Source organism: Burkholderia sp. BE17, from assembly GCF_009362305.1.
In the GTDB taxonomy this organism is placed as follows: Bacteria; Pseudomonadota; Gammaproteobacteria; order Burkholderiales; family Burkholderiaceae; genus Burkholderia; species Burkholderia pyrrocinia_C.
In genome coordinates this window covers 46,118-63,957 of sequence record NZ_WHNU01000015.1, presented here as the reverse complement: position 1 = coordinate 63,957, position 17,840 = coordinate 46,118, and the positions used below count along the sequence as shown (strand labels likewise).

Sequence of the window (17,840 nt, the reverse complement as noted above, 5' to 3'; positions counted from 1 at the left end):
GAATGGGACAGGATACCGGCCGACGCGGCCATTCGAGGCTGCGTGCCGTTCACGCGCGGCCGCACCGTCGCTGGCCCGCAAGCCTTTGTACCATCGGCCGCGCGCCATGAAATGACGCGCGACGGATACCGACTATTGGTGCGCCTGCAGACGCTGCGGCGCAACACTGGACACGCCGGCGCAACGCGATCCGCCGCGCATGCCGGCACCGCCTGCCATCGGCGCATCAATACTGGCTATTCGGGGTGCCCCTGTCATCGGAAACGTTTGCCAATCCGTTCTTGTACGGTAACGATCGGTAAAAAGACGCTGCATTGCACACTATATGTTTATTGCTAAGCTCGTACGAATGGCTTGTACCGCCATCCGCAGGCCCGACTTATGCGCGTGCAGAACCGGCCAGCGTGCGTCGCCGACCGATCGACGGTAATCCCCCAACCTCACACCCAAAATGCAAACAACCAACGACCCACTTCCCGGCTGCGACGCGCGGGAATCGCTGGGCGCAATCGATCGCTATCGCGCACCCGCGCTCGACAAGGGCCTCGACATTCTCGAACTCCTGTCGGAGCAGAAGGAAGGACTCACCCGCACCGAAATCACGAAGCAACTCGGCCGCAACGCAAGCGAAATCTACCGGATGCTCGAACGCCTCGTCGCGCGCCGCTACGTGATGCGCTCGACCGGCGGCGACCGCTACACGCTCAGCCTCAAGCTGTTCGCGCTGGCGCACCGGCATCCGCCGATGAACCTGCTGATTGCCGAGGCCTTGCCGCCGATGCAGCGCTTCGCCGATGCCGCCGAACAATCGTGCCACCTGACCGTCTACGATCGCGGCAACCTGCTCGTGATCGCGCAAGTCGACGGGCCCGGCCCGTGGGGCGTGTCGGTCCGGCTCGGCTCGCGTATCGGGCTCGCCGATACGGCATCGGGGCGCGTGATGCTGTCGTTCCAGGGCCCCGAGCAGCGCGCGCACATGCTGGCCGAGCATCGCAAGGTCAAGGGCGAAGCGCCGCTGAACGAGCAGGAGCTCGCGTATGCGTGCCAGTCCATCCGGCAGTCCGGCTACCTGCGCCAGGACAGCCGCCAGGCGTACGGCGTCACCGACCTGAGCGCGCCGATCCTCGGGCCGTCCGGCCACGCGATCGCGGTGCTGACCTGCCCGTACATGCGCCGGATCGACGCGCACGCGGCGCCGTCCGTCGACGTCGCCGTCGAAGGGCTGCGCGACACGGCCGCCCATCTGTCGATGGGCCGCACCGAGACCTGCTGACGCGCCGATCCGACGAAGCGCACCGGGTACGGCGCACCTGCGCCGGCCCGGCCGCGCGCGACACCGGCGCAGCGCGCGATGTGCGGTGCCATATCGTGCGCTCACGGCGCTACGCTAGAATAGCGGCCCTCTCAAAAACTACGGCGGCCGGTTGTCGCGGCCGTCGTGTCCGATGGATGTCATGGCCAAACTTCTGAACGATCAAGAATTCCAGCGTTTCTCCGAACTTCAGCAGAAGCAGGCAAGCTTCACGATCACGCCCGAGGAGGCGGACGAGCTGCGCGATATCGTCGCGCGCGCGCAGAAGAAGCGCGACGATCGTGCCGCCGCGATGCAAGCGATCGAGAACCACATCGAGCAGTTCGACATCACGCCCGACGAGCTCTTCTCGCCCGAGCAGATCGGCGACGCGGCCCGCACCTACGGGCTCATCACGGCAACCAAGAAGGAACGCACGCTGCCGCCGTCGATCACGTTCAACGGCAAGCCGTACCAGTGGACCAAGACGCTTCCGGACGACGTGCGCGGCGCGCTGTTCGAGGCATTCACGTCCGGCGAGTCGGTCAAGCGCTTCATCGCGATGCCGAAGGACACCGCGCGTTGCGCGCTGACGATCGCCCGCCTCGAGCGCGAAACCGGCGCCGTCTATGCCGATCCGCACCTCGAGGAACTCGCGATTTCGCGCGACCAGGTGAACGACGCGGCGTCGAAACTCGCTGCCTGAATGTGATCGCGGGCACGGTTCATGCGTGCCCGCACCCGCAGGCGACACCGGCATTGGCCGGCGCCGCACGCGCGGGAGCCGTGTGTCCGCATGCTCCCGAAAAGTCTCACCCTGGTGTCCTGCAAGCGCTCACCAAACACTCCCGAAAAAGCTCACCCAAGGCTCCTGGAGACTCTCACCGAAGTCTCCCGAATGTCCTCACCGACATCTCCCGCAAACCCTCACCAACGCGTCCCGGAAAGGCTCACCAGCGCCTCCCGCAGGCGCTCACCGGCTGCTCCCGGGAAGGCTCACCGAACGCTCCCGTATCGGCTCACCGCGCCTCCCCGGAAAAGCTCACTCGCGGCTCCCGAAAAGCCTCACCTTTGCGGAGATTCCGAATTGGCGAAGCCGGAATGCGGCTGCGAATGCGCGCGCGCACATCGCGTGAAACGGCTGTGCGCAGCGGATAGCGCGGCACACAGCCAATGCTTCCGGGCGCCATGCGTGCGTCGATATCGGCATAGCGAATGGGCCCGATACGTTCGGACGTTTCGTACAAGAGGCGGGCCCGAATACTTTGCACCCCTGAATGGGCGCATGCGCAATGCGGTGAAGGATTGGCGCCATCGACGGCATGCGATGGCGCCAATCCTTCACGCAGCCGACAGACGCTACGGCTGCAACTTCATCCTGAAACCCACGACGCCCGGCTCCTCCGTCGTCGACACCTCAAAACCGCACGACTTCGCGAGCGAGATCATCGCCGAGTTCTCGCGCAGCGCCTCGCCGATCATCCAGGCGGTCCCGCGCGAGCGTGCGTAGTCGATGATGCGGCTCATCAGCAGCCGGCCGAGCCCCTTGCCCTTCTGATCGGGCCGCACCGCGATCGCGAACTCCGCCGTCTCGTTGTCGGGATCGGCGACCGCGCGCACGACCGCCAGCGTATGGTCGCGCCCCGACGCATCGGTGTACGACACGATGAGGGCCATCTCACGGTCGTAGTCGATCTGCGTCATGCGCGCTACCTGCGAATGATCGAAGCTGCGCACCGCGCCGAAGAAACGCATCCGCAGATCGTCCGGCGTCATTGCACCGAGCAGCTCGTTGTGCGCGACCTCGTCTTCCGGACGGATCGGACGGATCGTCACCGTCTCGCCGCGCCACTCCAGTGTCTGTTCGAGGTGGCGCGGATACGGCATGATCGCAAGCCGGCTGCGCCCCGCGGCCAGCGTGATGCGCGGCGCGATCACCTGCGCACGGTCGGACAACACGCGCAGCGTGACGGACATCGCGACGACTTCACGCACGTCGCAGACGACCTGCGACAGCGCCGTCAACGCGTCGAGCGTCGGCTCGACGGGCGTGCTGCGCGCATACGGCGAGCGCTCCATCACCGCGCGGGCGAGCACGGTGTTCAGCGGCGGCAGGCCGTAGACGACGAATGGCGCCGACACGCCATCCGCAGGCGGCACGGCATAGCGAAACACCGGACCGAAGTTCGAATCGTCGTACATGTCGACGTTGACATCGACAATTTTCGCGCCGGCCTGCTCGCCCGCCTGCTCGCCTTGCAGGCCGAAATGGGACAGCCAGTGCAGCGCGGCCTCGCCGGCCAGTTCATGCTGGCCGGCTTCGACCATCCGGCGCGCGTCGGCCTGTGCGGATGCGACGCACTCGGCCGGCTGCAGTGGCGTACCCTCGGGCGTCTGCATCAGCAGTTGCCGCCCGAGGTTGTAGTCGACGAGACGCGCATACGCGCGCGCGAGCCGCTGCGGTGTCGTGTGTACGGGAATGCCGTTCGCGTGCAGCGCATCGCGCGTCGCCGCATCGACCGCGCCGAAAAAACACGCGAGGATGCCGCGATGCGCATACTGCCGCGATTCGATCAGCGTGCGCGCAACCGCATCGGCCGGCGCGCTGTGGGACGTCGAATGGACGACGAACAGCGTGCCCGTTTGCGGGAACGGCGCGAGCGCCTTGATCGCCGCGGCGAAGTGCTCGGGGCGCGCGTCGTCGCCCAGCGTCAGCGGATTGCCGGGCGCAGCCAGATGCGGCAGCGCGGCCGACACGGCCGAGGTTGCCGCAGGCGACCAGTCGACCAGCACGTCGCGCACCTCGGCGACCGCATCGACCGCGAGTTTCGCGACGCCCGCATCGCTCGTCACGAGCGTCGCCGCGCCGCGCGCCGTGACGCGGCCAACGCCGAGCGTCTCGATCTCGTCGAGCAGATCGTCGAGCGCATCGACGCGTACCATGCCCGCGCGCTGGAACGCCGCCGTATAAAGCGCGTCGCCGGGATCGGCGCGCCCGGTGCGCAACGCGAGCACCGGCTTGTTGCGTGCGGCCGCGCGTGCGGCCGACATGAACTTGCGCGCGGCACGCACGGTATCGAGTTCGAGCAGGATCGCGCGCGTGCCGGGATCGCTCGCAAGATAATCGAGCACGTCGCCCGCATCGACGTCGGACTCGCCGCCGAGCGCGACGACATGCGAAAAGCCGAGGCCCCGCGCATCGGCCCAGCCGAGCACCGCGTTCGTCAGCGCATTCGATTGCGACACCCACGCGACGCCGCCCGAGCGCGCCGTATAGGCCGGGGCGCCGAAATGCGCATGCCGCGCGGGCGACAGCACGCCGAGGCTGCCGGGCCCGACGATACGGAGCACGAACGGCTTCGCCGCCTTCAGCGTGCGATCGAGCGCGGTGCGATCGGCATCCGTGCGCGCCTCGCCGACGATCACCGCGACGCGCGTGCCGAGTTCGCCGAGCTTGCGCACGATGCCGGCCCAGGTCGCGGGCGGCGTGCAGATCACGGCAACCGACGGCGGTGCGGGCAGCCGGTCGACGTCGGAGACGACCGCATGCCCGTCGAGCTCGCGATATTTCGGATTGACGGGCCACACGGGCCCGTCGAACGCACCGTCGAGCACGCGCGACCACACCATCGCGCCGATACTGCCCGCGCGCGACGACGCGCCGACGACTGCAACGGACTTGGGCTGGAACAACGCATCGAGATGGCGAACGGTCACATCGGCTCCCTGCGGTAACGAAAGACGACCCGAGCGGCATACGGCACGGACAGGCCGCGCGCCGCTCGACGCGAACCCCAAGCATAGGCGAAGCGCACGCGGCTGCCTATATGCCGAACGGCCGACTACCCGACGAACGTCAACGCTCGCACCATGGGCCTGCAACACAAGCGCGGCGCGACATCGCCGCATGCCGCAAGCAACACGGCGCGACGCTGCCGCTTCCTCAAAGGTGAGGATTTACAGGAGCCATGGTGAGCATCTTCGGGAATTGCACGGCACAACGCGCAAACACGCGAAAGGTGATGGAAATCCGCGGCATGCGTGCACCGCGAAAATGGCGATCGCCAATGCGCATGCACTGCGCAATTGCACGGTTGTTTACCGGAATTCGCCGCGATAGGCAGCCGAATCGCGGCGAATTCGCAAAACGGGATCCGTTAATCGCGCGGCATTGCACCTCCATTCGTCGGCGGGCATCGCCCGGCGACGGCACCAAAACAAAACGGTGCGACGGCCGCCTGGCCGTTCGCACCGTCAGTCGGCGCACGACAGGTGAGGTTTTTCGGGAGTCAGTCCTTGATCACGAAACGTGCGCGATTCTTGCCGAGCCACGCCGGCGCGCGCCCGCGGCCACTCCAGGTTTCGCCCGTCTTCGGATTCAGGTATTTCGGCAGCAACGTGCGCTTCGGCTTCGGCTTCGAAGTAGCGGCGGCGGACCCTGCCGGACGAAAACCGAGCTCTTCCGGCGTAATGTCGTATTCGTCGATTTTCGCGCGGATATCGGCAATCGCGTCGGCAATCGCCTTTTCGCGTTCCTTGTCGATCTTTTGCTGAAGCCGTTCGAGCTGCGCAGTCAGTTGCCTGTAGGTCGCCATATGGATGGGACTCCATGAGTGTTATTCGTAAAAAATAGACGACTCCAAGCAAACAGAAAAGCGCTTCTCCCGATCGCGGTCTCCTCGGCCGGTCATTTCGAGATCAATAGCCGCTTTTCTTCTTGCATGCGAAGAGAAGATTTCGCACGGCGTCATCAGTCGATTGCTGGATCACTTCGAAATCCCCGTTGCACATGGCCCGGGCATTGTCCGTGCAATTGCTCCAGCCGCTGCCGGTGCATTGCACCTGCGTGGTCGGACGCCCGTCCGAAGTGAACAGCGGCGCACTGCCACCGCACCCGCCGAGCCCTGCAACCAGAGCCAACAATCCGGCCACCCGAGGCCACCGACAGACCGACGCAAGCATGTGTTTCATTATTCTTCCCGTCAACCATTTTTTGAATGTCGCGAGTATGCCATGCGCGGCCCTTCGGTCGTCAGTTCGGCGTGCGGCCCGGTTGCCCGCGCGCCTTGTACGGCAAGCTCCGGCGCGGATCGTCGGTGATGCGAACGAAAACCTGCTCGACGTCCGGAAGCGCCTCGAGTTCGCGTTGCAGCGCCTGGCGATCGAACGCCGTATTCGCGCATCCTTCGACATAGATGAAACGCCGCTGCACGGTGATCCACAGGCTCGTACCGTGCAGGCGATCGGAGCCCGAGAAGTGCGCTTTTGCGGCATCGGCGATCGGCGCGTCATACATATACGAATTCGGTTTCGTGCAGCGGTGCGCGAGCCAGCAGGTGGTGCCGCGTTCGGCGCGGTAATGCGCATCGTCCGACATCTCGGCGCGGGTCATCCACGGGCCGAGCGGCAACGGGCATTCGGCCAGGTCCTGCGACAGCGCAACGAACGGATCGTTGTACCAGTTGCGCCGCGCCTCGGGCGCGTCCGCGTCGCCGGACTGCGCGAGCGCGGAGGTCGCCAGCAACAGGGTCAGCCAACCTGCGATACCGATTCGCTTCATCGTGATCTCCTGTTCGATGCTTCAACTCGGGCCGCATCGGCGCCGCCGATCGGCCTACCGTTCGATGCCCAGCGCCACCAGCTTCTTGTACAGCGTCGCGCGGCCGATCCCGATACGCGCGGCGGCTTCCACGACCTTGCCGCCACAGGCCGCCAGCGCGTCGATCAGGAACTGGCGCTCCCACGCCGCCAATGCATCGGCATACGAAGCGACCGGCGCACCGGATGCACCGGACGCGCCCCGCTCGACCGGCGCTGCGGCAACCCGCTGCGCCGGCGATGCGCCGTCCGTCGAAATGCGCACCGGCCCGAGGAACGGCGCGAGCGCCCGCGCATCGATCACCGAACGGTCCGACAGCATCAGCGCACGTTCGAGCGTATTGCGCAACTCGCGCACGTTGCCCGGCCACGGGTACGCGCACAGCATCCGCAGCGCATCGTCGGTCAGCTCGCAATGCGCGGCGCGCCCGTGCTGCGCGGCCAGTTCCTCGAGCGTCGCATAGACGAGCGCCGCGATGTCGGACGCCCGCTCGCGCAGCGGCGGCGCGTGGATCGTCAGCACGTTGAGCCGGTAATAAAGATCGGCGCGAAAACGCCCGGCCTCCACGAGCGCCGGCAGGTCGGCCGACGTCGCGGCGATGATCCGGACGTCCGCGCGCACGATCCGGTTCGAGCCGACCGGCTCGAACTCCTTGTCCTGCAGCACGCGCAGCAGCTTGCCCTGCAACGGCAGCGGCATGTCGCCGATCTCGTCGAGAAACAGCGTGCCGCGATCGGCCAGCTCGAACTTGCCGACACGCCCCTTGCGATCGGCGCCCGTGTACGCGCCGGGCGCCGCACCGAAGAATTCGGTTTCGAGCAGCGTGTCGGGAATCGCGGCGACGTTGACGGTCACGAGCGGCTGGAGCGCACGCGCCGAAGCCGCGTGGATCGCGTGCGCGAGCAGCTCCTTGCCGGTGCCAGTCTCGCCGAGCAGCAGCACCGGCGAATCGACCTGCGCGGCCCGCCGCGCCTGGCGCTTGGTTTCGAGGCTCGCCGCACTCGTGCCGACGAAGCTCGCGAACGTGTATTTCGCGCGGCGCGCCTGCGCGAGCGAACGCTGCGTCGCGATCAGTTGCTGCTGAAGCTGCACGTAGCGGGAAAAGATCGGCGTGAGCGTCTTCAACTGGTCGAACAGCGCGAAGCCGATCGCGCCGACCGTCTCGCCGGCCTCGTTCTTCAGCGGCAGGCGCGTGACGACGAGCGGCTCGCGGCCCGTCTCCATGATGTCGAGCAGGATCGGCTGCCCGGTCGACACGACCTCGCGCATCAGGCTGTTCGGGATCACGGCCTCGCAGTCGAGGCCGACGGCCTGCTGCGGATCGGCGAAACCGAAGCGCGCCGCGTAACGCTCGTTCATCCACACGACGCGCGCGTCGCGATCGACGACCACCGTGCCCGCGCTCGAATCCTCGAAGGTCCGGAACAGCGACTCGGCGGCGCGCCGCAGCACGTCGCCGTAGTTGACGGGCAGGCGCGCCCAGTCATTCATCATCGTGTCTTCGTCTCCATGTATTTTCGACCGGATGTCTCCAGAGCGAGACGGATTATCTCACTCTGGAGACATGCCATAACGCGTTGTCCGGGAAAGCCCTGCCCGGTTTCACGGGCTGGCCGGATGGCCATATCGTCTCCGAATCGAGACGTTTTCTGTAGAATCGTCAGACATGGACCGGCGCGGCCCCGCCGGTCTCCGGCGGACCCATGTCCGGCGGCGCAATCCGGCCGATGGCACGAAACCTGCACGAACCTGAGCCGGTCCGCGGCGCGTCGCGCGATCGAACAACAACCAAAGCCATTAGGAGACTCCCCTTGTCTTTCGTGATCGTCCTCGCCGCGCTGGCGTTCCTGATGTACGCCGCGTATCGCGGCTACAGCGTGATCCTGTTCGCGCCGATCGCCGCGCTCGGCGCGGTGCTCCTGACCGAACCCGCCGCCGTCGCACCGGTCTTCTCCGGCATCTTCATGGAGAAGATGGTCGGCTTCGTCAAACTGTATTTCCCGGTATTCATGCTCGGCGCGGTGTTCGGCAAGGTGATCGAACTGTCCGGGTTCTCCGAATCGATCGTCCATGCGGCGATCCGCTACATCGGCCGCTCGCGCGCGAATGCGGTGATCGTCGCGGTGTGCGCGCTGCTCACCTATGGCGGCGTGTCGCTGTTCGTCGTGGTGTTCGCGGTCTATCCGTTCGCGGCCGAACTCTATCGCCAGAGCAACATTCCGAAGCGGCTGATGCCCGGCGCGATCGCGCTCGGCGCGTTCTCGTTCACGATGGATTCGCTGCCCGGCACGCCGCAGATCCAGAACATCATCCCGACCACGTTCTTCAAGACGACCGCGTGGGCCGCACCGGCGCTCGGCACGATCGGCTCGCTGTTCATCGTCGTCGTCGGCCTCTCCTATCTGGAATGGCGCCGCCGCTCGGCGATGGCGAAGGGCGAAGGCTACGGCACGTCGCTCGTCAACGAGCCGGAGCGCGTCGAGGCGACGTCGCTGCCGCACCCGGCGCTCGCGATCCTGCCGCTGATCCTCGTCGGCGTGTCGAACTTCCTGTTCACGAAGCTGATCCCGCAGTGGTACGGCGCCGCGTCGTACACGGTCGCGCCGGACGTGCTGCCGGGCGTGCACACGCCGGTGACGACGTCGATCAAGACCGTCGTCGCGATCTGGTCGGTCGAGGCGGCGCTGCTGCTCGGCATCGTGCTGGTCGTGCTGACCGCGTTCAGCCGTGTCAGCGACCGCTTCGCGGCCGGCTCGAAAGCCGCCGTCGGCGGCGCACTGCTCGCCGCGATGAACACCGCGTCGGAATACGGCTTCGGCGGCGTGATCGCCGCACTGCCGGGCTTCCTGGTCGTCGGCGATGCGCTGAAGAGCATCCCGAACCCGCTCGTCAACGCGGCCGTGTCGGTCAGCTCGCTCGCCGGCATCACGGGCTCGGCGTCGGGCGGCATGAGCATCGCGCTCGCCGCGATGTCGGACCTGTTCATCAAGGGCGCGCAGGCAGCCAACATTCCGATGGACGTGCTGCACCGGGTCGTCGCGATGGCGAGCGGCGGCATGGACACGCTGCCGCACAACGGCGCGGTCATCACGCTGCTCGCGGTCACGGGCCTCACGCACCGCGAGTCGTATCGCGACATCTTCGCGGTCACCGTCATCAAGACGCTCGCGGTGTTCTTCGTGATCGCCGTGTTCTACATGACGGGGCTCGTGTAAGCGCCTGCATGAGGCGGCGTTTCGTACGCCGTCTCCCGGCCTGCCGCATCGACGTGCAGGCCTCTTCAAACCTCACCTGCCTGTCACGATCGGACCGCATGCGAACCGGAATGGATTCCGGAATTCACATCCGGTCCGATTTCAATTCCCCGCACGCCGGAACCGGTCGGCTCGCATGGCGGCTCGCCCGTCACTCTCGTCAAGCCGCCATCCGGCATCGCCCGCCACCGCCCGCCCATTGTTACCCGCAGCAAAATACTGCGTTGGGCGCGATCGCATTTTTCGCGCGCCCGCCCCGGCCTACACTGGCTTCAACGTCACCCGGCGCTTCGACGAACGAAGCGCGGCGAATCACCGAAATCCTGGAGGTCCCGATCATGAAGCGCCTGCTCCAAGCCGTTGCCATTGCCCTGGCCGTATCGGCCCCGCTCGCCGCGCAAGCGCAGTCGAACCAGCCGCTGACGCGCGCGCAGGTCCACGCCGAAGTGAAGGCGCTCAAGCAGGCCGGCTTCCAGTCGAGCGACTGGTTCTATCCGGCCAGCATCGTTTCCGCCGAAGCGAAGATTGCCCGTCAGCACGACGCCGGATACGGCAGCGATCGCGGCGCGTCGTCGGAGTCGGGCCGGTAATCTCTCGTCCGGCCCGCTCGACGATGTGTGCGTGCGTGGTTACGCCTTCACGGGCTGGATCAGCTTCGCGCACGCCGCTGCCTGCGGATCGCCCGCGGGCAGCTTCCCGCATACGCCGTCGAACTGCTTCACGACCGACCGGACCGACGCATCGTGCGCGCCGCCGCTGCGCCAGCGGTTCAATTGCGTGACGACCTTCGTCAGCGCGCGCAGGTTCGCGCCGTAGAACGCATCCCGCGTCTTGTCGGCCTGCGCGAGCACGCTCGCGGCAATCCCTTCGATGCGCGCCGAATCGGCCGGCGCCAGTTCGACCGCATTCGCAAAATAGGTCGCGCCCCAGCGCAGCTTCGTCGCCGGCCCGCTCGCCGAGTCGTACGCCTTGCTGTACCAGTCGAGCGCCGCGGCCTTGTCGCCGCGCGCCTTCGCATTCGCGGCCAGCCCCGACATGAAGTAGTACGGCGTCGACGAACGCGGCAGCTCGGCCTTCAGCAATGCATCCGACTCGTCGTACAGCCCCGCGTCGGTCAGCGTGTCCGCGCCTTCGCTGACGAGCGCCTGCCGTTCATACGCATTCGCGGCGCCCTGCACCGACGCGGCGATCTGCTTGCGCGCGGTATCGGCCAGCGCCGGCGCAGCGAGCGGCGCGCCCTTGCGCGCGTCGCCGCGCGCAAGCAGCACGCGGCCGTGCAGCGCCATCAGCCGGTCGATCGACGACAGCGTAGTGTCGGTCGACAGGCGCGCGAGCGCCGTGTCGTACGCGCCGCGCAATTTCGCGCGCTGCGCGTCGTCGCCGCCGAGATACGCGACCACGCGCGCGGGTGCCGCGACCAGCACGTCGGAATCGGCCCGCGCCAGCGCGGGATCGTGCAGCACCGCGCGCAGCGAATCGGCGAGCGCCGCCTTGTCGAGCGCGCCGGCCTGCGCCGGATCGTCCGACGCGGCGACCACCGCCGACTTCAGCGCGAAGCGCGCCGATTCGGCTTTCGCGCCGGCTGCCCGCGCGCGTTGCGCGAGCGACTGCAGCGTCTCGGCGACACGATCGGCCGGCACCGACAGCGCGCCGTCGGTATCCCACGAATAGTCGGCCAGCAGGCGCCATTCGTCCGGCGTCAGCGATGCGCCGTTCTTCAGCGCCGTCGCGAGCGTCTGCCGCACCGGATGCGCGGCCGTCATCCCGAGCGACAGCGCCTGCATGTAGCGGTCGAGATCGGCCTCGCCCGGCAGCCGCGTCACTTCGGTGCCGTCGGGGCGGAACAGGATCATCGTCGGATAACCGTGCACCTTGAAACGCTCGCCGAGCTTCTGCGCGCTTTCGGTATCGCCGTCGAGATAGACGGGCACGAAAAACGACGAGCGGGTCTTGAATGCCTGCTGGCTGAAGATCGTCGACTTCACCTGGTTGCACGACGGGCACCACACCGCACCCCAGTAGAGCAGCAGCGGCTTGCCGGTGCGCTTTGCGAGCGCGAATGCGGCATCGACATCGCCGTGCTGCCACGCGATGCCGGGCGGCAGATGCGCGCCTTCGGGCGACGCGCTCGCCACCGCTGCGCCCGAAGGCGCGGCAGCGGCAAACGCCGCACCCGCGGCGGCGAACAGGCAGGCGGCAGTCAGATTCCGGAGAGCGGTTTTCATCGAGGCAGGTTCCGTTGAAAGAGACGGTTGCAGGAAGATGTGTCGCGCGAAACGATGACCATGAAGCGATGTTCATGAAACGATGAAGCGCACCGACGTGCGGCGAGACGCATGCCGGAATGTGGCGGTGCGTCGACGCGGAAAAGCGGATGCCGGCCGAAGCGACCGGCAAATCGATCAACGATACGACCGGCGCAGCCAGCGGAAAACGAACGAATTCTCGAATGAATATGACGCGCGGCACCGTGGCCGCGCGTTCCGTCACGCCCGCACCGATCGCCCGTTCACTCCCGGCCCTTGATCCGCGCCATGTGATACACGGCCTCATGCACGCCATCGCGCAACGCATAGCCCGGCGATTCGCCTTCGATCCGGAAACCGTGCTTCTCGTAGAGCGCGATCGCTGCGCGGTTGTCGGTGAACACGGTCAACTCGAGGCGCGTGATGTTCAGCCAGTTTTCCGCGAGATCGATCGCGGCCGCGAGCAGCCGGCGGCCGACACCGCGCCCGTGACGGGCCGCATCGACCATCATGCCGAGCCCCGCCGCATGGCGCCGGCGCGGATTCGCCTCGAAATGCAGGCCGAGATGGCCGACCACCGTGCCGTCGATTTCGGCGACGAGGCTCACGCCGTGCTCGCGCGCGTTTTCGAGCCGCTTCTGCCATTTCTCGAGCGACGGAAACGGATACTGCAGCGTATTCATGTACACCGCGGGATGGGCGGCGATCTGCCGGATCGCGTCGACGTCGTGCGTCTCGCTGTGCCGGATCTTGATGTCGGTCATGGGTGGGCCGGTCCGAAAAATCGCGCCTGCGGCGCGGACTGCGCACATGCGCAGCAACGTTTCGAGCTTAGCCGATTTCACGCATTTGAAACATGGGTGTCGCGGCGTCGCGCGATGCCGTTGCATCCGCAACGACACACGATCACGCTGCCGGCCGCGATTCGGAAAAATCCGACCGATTCCGCATGCGGCGATCGGTAATTCCTTACCCTCTTCCGTCACACATCGCGCCCGAACGAATCGTTGCGCACACAACGTCACGCGCGCGACATGCGATGTCATTTCTTCATCACGTCGACGTCATGTCGGCTCCCTAGACTGGGCGCCGCCCAGCCCGGCATATGCCGGGCCCATGTGTGCCGACGTCCTGGCCCGCGCATCACGAGCGCGCGGCGCGCAGGACCGCGACGACTGCCGATGCATCCGCGCGACACCGCTCGACGCCACGCGTCGCGCGATGCGCGCAGCTTCGCCACGCGCGGCCGACGCACTCGAACGCACACGCATCGCGAATCGTCCCAGGGGGGACGACGCACGGGCGCCGCCAGACGAAGTCACGAACGCTCCCACCATCACAGGATCCGAACGCCATGACGTCACGCCGCAAATTCCTTCAGCAGACCGCGACTTCCGGCCTCGCCGCCGCCGCGCTGTCTGCGTTCCCGCCGAGCATCCGCCGCGCGCTCGCCATTCCCGCGTTTCACGAAACGGGGACCATCAAGGACGTCAAGCACGTCGTGCTGCTGATGATGGAGAACCGCGCATTCGACAGCTACTTCGGCACGTTCAAGGGCGTGCGCGGCTACGGCGACCGCTTCGCGGTGCCGTCGCCGAACGGCCGCGACGTGTTCTACCAGACGTACACGAAGGCGACGCCCGCCGCTACCTGCACGCCGTATCACCTCGACGCGAGCCAGGGCAACGCACAGCGCGCGGGCGGCACGCCGCACACGTGGGCCGATGCGCAGGCCGCATGGGATCACGGCCGGATGAACCGCTGGCCCGATGCGAAGACGCCGCTGTCGATGGGCTATTACGACGCGGCGGAAGTGCCGTTCCAGCGCGCGCTCGCCGACGCGTTCACGCTGTGCGACCACTACCACTGCGGGATGCACACCGGCACGATCGCGAACCGCCTGTTCTACTGGAGCGGCACCAACGGCCCGAACGGCATCAGCCCGGCCGACGGCAGCCGTGTGAAGATCGCCGCGCTGAACAACCAGTTCAACGGCGGCAACGACATCGGCCCGTCGAGCCAGGGCTGGACCTGGACGACCTATGCCGACCGGCTGCAGCAGGCCGGCGTGAACTGGAAGGTCTACCAGAGCCTGATCGACAACTTCGGCTGCAACGAGATGATGAGCTTCCGCCACTGGCGCGCGGCGATCGAGCAGATGCCGGCCGCGCGCCGGCCCGCGTACGTCGCGTCGACGGACATCACGCAGCCCGTGACGGCGGCCGGCGCGTTCTACGATCCGACGATCGACGATCCGCTGAGCCCGCTCGCGAAGGGCTTCGGCAACACGATGCCGTACGGCTTTCTCGAAACGTTCCGCGACGACATCCGCAACGGCAAGCTGCCGGAAGTGTCGTGGATCATCCCGCCGTCCGCGTACAGCGAACACCCGGGACCGTCGAGCCCTGCACAGGGCGGCTGGTACGTGCAGGCCGTGCTCGATGCGCTGACGGCGAACCCGGAGGTGTGGAGCAAGACGGTGCTGCTGGTCAACTTCGACGAAAACGACGGCTTCTTCGACCACATGCCGTCGCCGGCCGTGCCGTCGCGCAACGCCAACGGCACGCTCGCGGGCGGCCATACGCTGCGGGACGCCGACGTCGCCGTCGAATACCACGACTTCACGCCGGCCACGTCGAGCCAGCCGGCGGCGGACGGCCGCCCGTACGGCCCGGGCCCGCGCGTGCCGATGTGGGTCGTGTCGCCGTGGAGCCGCGGCGGCTGGGTCAACTCGCAGGTGTTCGACCATACGTCGACGCTGCTCTTCCTCGAAAAGCGCTTCGGCGTCGCGGAGCCGCAGATCAGCGCGTATCGCCGCGCGGTGTGCGGCGACCTGACGAGCGCGTTCAACTTCCGCTCGCCCAACAACGAACCGCTGCCGACGCTCGCGGGCCATACGACGAAAAACCAGGTCGACGCACTGAGCGCCGCGCAGCAGGCCGCGCCGAAGATCGTGCCGCCGGCCGCGCCGTCGCTGCCCGCACAGGCCACCGGCGTGCGCCCGTCGCGCGCGCTGCCGTACGAGCTGCACGCGAGCGCGCGCACCGATGCCGGCACCGGCACGGTCACGCTGAAGTTCGCGAACACGGGCCGCGCCGCCGCCGTGTTTCACGTCTATGACAAGCTGCACCTCGAGCGCCTGCCGCGGCGCTACGTCGTCGAGCCGGGCAAGACGCTGCACGGCGATTGGGCCGCGCGCGCCGACAATGGCGGCAAATATGACCTGTGGGTGCTCGGCCCGAACGGCTATCACCGCGGCTTCACCGGCGACCTGAGCCGCCTGGCCGGCGCCCACGCACCTCGTCCGGAAGTTCGCGTCGGTTATGCGGGCGCGAGCGGCAACCTCCACCTGCGGCTGCGCAACGACGGCGGCGGCACGGTGCGCTTCACGGTGAAGTCGAACCAGGTCTACGGGCCGCTGCCCGGCCGCGGCGCGAACGACGATCGCGGTCATGGCCACGGTAACGAGGACGGCAACAACCAGGGCCACTATTACGGCAATGGCAACGGCACGGGCACCACGTGGACCGTCACGGTGCGCGCCGGCGACCAGTCCGAACTGCACTGGAAGCTCGACTCGACCGGCCACTGGTACGACTTCATCGTCACCGCCGACAGCGACGCGAGCTTTTCGCGCCGCGTGGCCGGCCGCGTCGAAACGGGCCGCCACTCGGTCAGCGACCCGGCGATGGGGCTGGCCGACCGCTTCTGACGCCGCCAAGCCGCCGCGGCGACGCGCGTTGCACCGCGTGTCGCCGCCCGTGCCGGCGCAGCCGCGAACACCGGTCAGGCGCCGGCCGCGGCCGCGCCCGATCCGGCTGAAACGCCCGCCCGGCGCGGCTCAAACATCAGAGGGATCGGTGGTGCCCCCCTCATTTCGCCGCCGCGAAAATGCTCCGTGTTGCAGCCCGTTCGCGTTAAACTGCGACAAGGCTGTATTCAACAAACGCATCTTCGCCGTTACGGCACCCACGACACGAGGATAGGTTCGATGCGCACAACCGGCTCATCCGGGGCAATGACCCTGCTCACCGAACACGACGCGGCCGACGGCCGCCAACTGCGTTCGCTCCGGCTCGAAGCAACCGGCGACGGCAAGAGCGTGTTGCTGATCGAGATCGACGAACGCAAGCCCGGCATCCATCGCGAGGTCCGCTACGAGATCACGCCGGCCGAACTGATCGCGGCGATCCGCTCGCACGGCGCCGAGCTGCCCGGCGAAAACCACGGCGCCGCGTCGCTCGCCCGTACGTCCTCCTGATCTCTCACGGTGAGCCGCGCGCAACGCGCCGGCTCACCGCGCCCGCTGCCGCCGTCAGGCGCTTTGCGTCATTCCCGCCGCTGTCTTGAAAATGGCCGATAATCGGTCCATCTGCGTTTCCTGCCCACGCATCCTCTTTTCGGCCAGCCGTCATGCTCCTCCGTGACCTCGTCGCCCAGTACGGGCCGCTTCTCGTGTTCGCCAACGTGCTCGCGGCGGCCATCGGCCTGCCGGTGCCCGCGATGCCGACGCTCGTGTTGTTCGGCGCGATGTCCGCGATGCATCCGGCGATGATCGGCTCGCAGCTCGTGACGGTGGTCGCGCTGTCGGTGCTCGGCGCGCTGATCGGCGACACCGTCTGGTATGTCGCCGGGCGGCGTTACGGCGGCACGACGCTGAAGACGATCTGCCGGCTGTCGCTGTCGCGCGATTCCTGCGTGAGAAAGACCGAGCGCTTCTTCGGCCGCTACGGCGTGCGCGTGCTCGCCGTCGCGCGCTTCATTCCCGGGCTGTCGCTCGTGTCGGTGCCGATGGCCGGCGCGCTCGGCACGCGCTATCGCACGTTCGCCGGCTACGACGCGCTCGGCGCCGCGCTGTGGACGATCGTCGGACTCGTGGCCGGGCTGGTGTTCTACCGGCAGATCGACTGGCTGTTCGCCGGCGCAAGCCACCTCGGCCGCGCGGTGCTGCTGGTCATCGTCGCGCTGCTGGCGATCTATGCGGCCGTGCGCTGGATGCGCCGCCGCGCGCTGATCCGCCAGCTCGCGAACGCGCGGATCGGCGTCGACGAACTCGACCTGCTGCTGCGCGACGCCACCGCGCCGGTGGTGCTCGACGTGCGTTCGCCCGAGCACCGCAAGCTCGACCCGTTCACGATTCCCGGTGCGCAGTTCGCCGACGAGCGGCAGATCGGCGACATCGTCGCGCGCTATCCGCTCACGCAGAAGTTCGTCGTATTCTGCTCGTGCCCGAACGAAGTGACGGCCGCGCTGATGGCGAAACGCCTGCTCGACGCAGGCTTCACCGATGCGCTCGCGCTGCGCGGCGGCCTCGACGCATGGCGCGATACGGGCCGCCAGCTCACGTCGCTCGCGAAAGAGATGCCCGCCGCGAACGACCCGGTCGCGGGGTTGCACAAGCCGGCCTGATCGCTCTGCTCGCAGGCCGGCCGCGCGATGCGGGGGGCCTG

At 67.5% G+C, this 17,840-nt stretch carries 14 protein-coding genes; 7 read left to right on the top strand and 7 right to left on the bottom strand.

The annotated features are described in order from the left end of the window. The first annotated feature begins 451 nt into the window (after positions 1 to 451). Positions 452 to 1,273, top strand: a complete 822-nt coding sequence (locus tag GD429_RS14970; RefSeq protein WP_152857598.1) for an IclR family transcriptional regulator — start codon at positions 452 to 454, stop codon at positions 1,271 to 1,273. A gap of 172 nt (positions 1,274 to 1,445) precedes the next feature. After that, positions 1,446 to 1,997, top strand: a complete 552-nt coding sequence (locus GD429_RS14965) for a hypothetical protein (protein ID WP_152857597.1) — start codon at positions 1,446 to 1,448, stop codon at positions 1,995 to 1,997. Between the two features lie 653 nt (positions 1,998 to 2,650). On the opposite strand, the gene GD429_RS14960 is transcribed toward GD429_RS14965, so the two are convergent. The 5 genes from GD429_RS14960 to GD429_RS14940 all read right to left on the bottom strand — a co-directional run bounded on the left by GD429_RS14960 (position 2,651) and on the right by GD429_RS14940 (position 8,384). Further along, entirely contained in the window at positions 2,651 to 5,008 is a 2,358-nt protein-coding gene (locus GD429_RS14960; protein WP_321574622.1) for a GNAT family N-acetyltransferase, read from the bottom strand. Between the two features lie 572 nt (positions 5,009 to 5,580). Then, a complete protein-coding gene (locus GD429_RS14955; protein ID WP_152857596.1) occupies positions 5,581 to 5,886 on the bottom strand; it encodes an H-NS family nucleoid-associated regulatory protein in 306 nt (101 codons plus the stop codon). 103 nt (positions 5,887 to 5,989) lie between these two features. Beyond that, positions 5,990 to 6,262 (bottom strand): hypothetical protein, encoded by a 273-nt coding sequence (locus tag GD429_RS14950; RefSeq protein ID WP_111019108.1) that lies wholly within the window; start codon positions 6,260 to 6,262, stop codon positions 5,990 to 5,992. Between the two features lie 61 nt (positions 6,263 to 6,323). Further along, on the bottom strand, positions 6,324 to 6,851 hold the full coding sequence (locus GD429_RS14945) for a BON domain-containing protein (protein WP_152857595.1): 528 nt from the start codon (positions 6,849 to 6,851) through the stop codon (positions 6,324 to 6,326). 54 nt (positions 6,852 to 6,905) lie between these two features. Next, positions 6,906 to 8,384 (bottom strand): sigma-54 interaction domain-containing protein, encoded by a 1,479-nt coding sequence (locus GD429_RS14940; RefSeq protein ID WP_152857594.1) that lies wholly within the window; start codon positions 8,382 to 8,384, stop codon positions 6,906 to 6,908. Positions 8,385 to 8,701: 317 nt separating this feature from the next. On the opposite strand from GD429_RS14940, the gene GD429_RS14935 reads away from it, so the two are divergent. After that, entirely contained in the window at positions 8,702 to 10,105 is a 1,404-nt protein-coding gene (locus tag GD429_RS14935; RefSeq protein WP_152857593.1) for a GntP family permease, read from the top strand. A gap of 377 nt (positions 10,106 to 10,482) precedes the next feature. Then, positions 10,483 to 10,734, top strand: a complete 252-nt coding sequence (locus GD429_RS14930) for a DUF4148 domain-containing protein (protein ID WP_152857592.1) — start codon at positions 10,483 to 10,485, stop codon at positions 10,732 to 10,734. A 39-nt stretch (positions 10,735 to 10,773) separates the two neighbouring features. Here GD429_RS14930 and GD429_RS14925 read toward each other — a convergent pair whose 3' ends face one another. Together GD429_RS14925 and GD429_RS14920 are read right to left on the bottom strand one after the other, a co-directional pair. Next, complete coding sequence (locus tag GD429_RS14925) at positions 10,774 to 12,369, bottom strand: thioredoxin family protein (protein WP_152857591.1); 1,596 nt, start codon at positions 12,367 to 12,369, stop codon at positions 10,774 to 10,776. Between the two features lie 284 nt (positions 12,370 to 12,653). Further along, entirely contained in the window at positions 12,654 to 13,154 is a 501-nt protein-coding gene (locus tag GD429_RS14920) for a GNAT family N-acetyltransferase (RefSeq protein ID WP_152857590.1), read from the bottom strand. Between the two features lie 590 nt (positions 13,155 to 13,744). Here GD429_RS14920 and GD429_RS14915 point away from each other — a divergent pair. From GD429_RS14915 to GD429_RS14900, 3 genes are all read left to right on the top strand, one after another. After that, positions 13,745 to 16,102, top strand: coding sequence for a phosphocholine-specific phospholipase C (locus GD429_RS14915; protein WP_152857589.1), 2,358 nt, complete (start codon positions 13,745 to 13,747; stop codon positions 16,100 to 16,102). A gap of 279 nt (positions 16,103 to 16,381) precedes the next feature. Further along, positions 16,382 to 16,651, top strand: a complete 270-nt coding sequence (locus GD429_RS14910; protein ID WP_152857679.1) for a hypothetical protein — start codon at positions 16,382 to 16,384, stop codon at positions 16,649 to 16,651. A 152-nt stretch (positions 16,652 to 16,803) separates the two neighbouring features. Beyond that, positions 16,804 to 17,799, top strand: coding sequence for a DedA family protein/thiosulfate sulfurtransferase GlpE (locus GD429_RS14900; protein ID WP_152857588.1), 996 nt, complete (start codon positions 16,804 to 16,806; stop codon positions 17,797 to 17,799). Positions 17,800 to 17,840 lie beyond the last annotated feature (41 nt).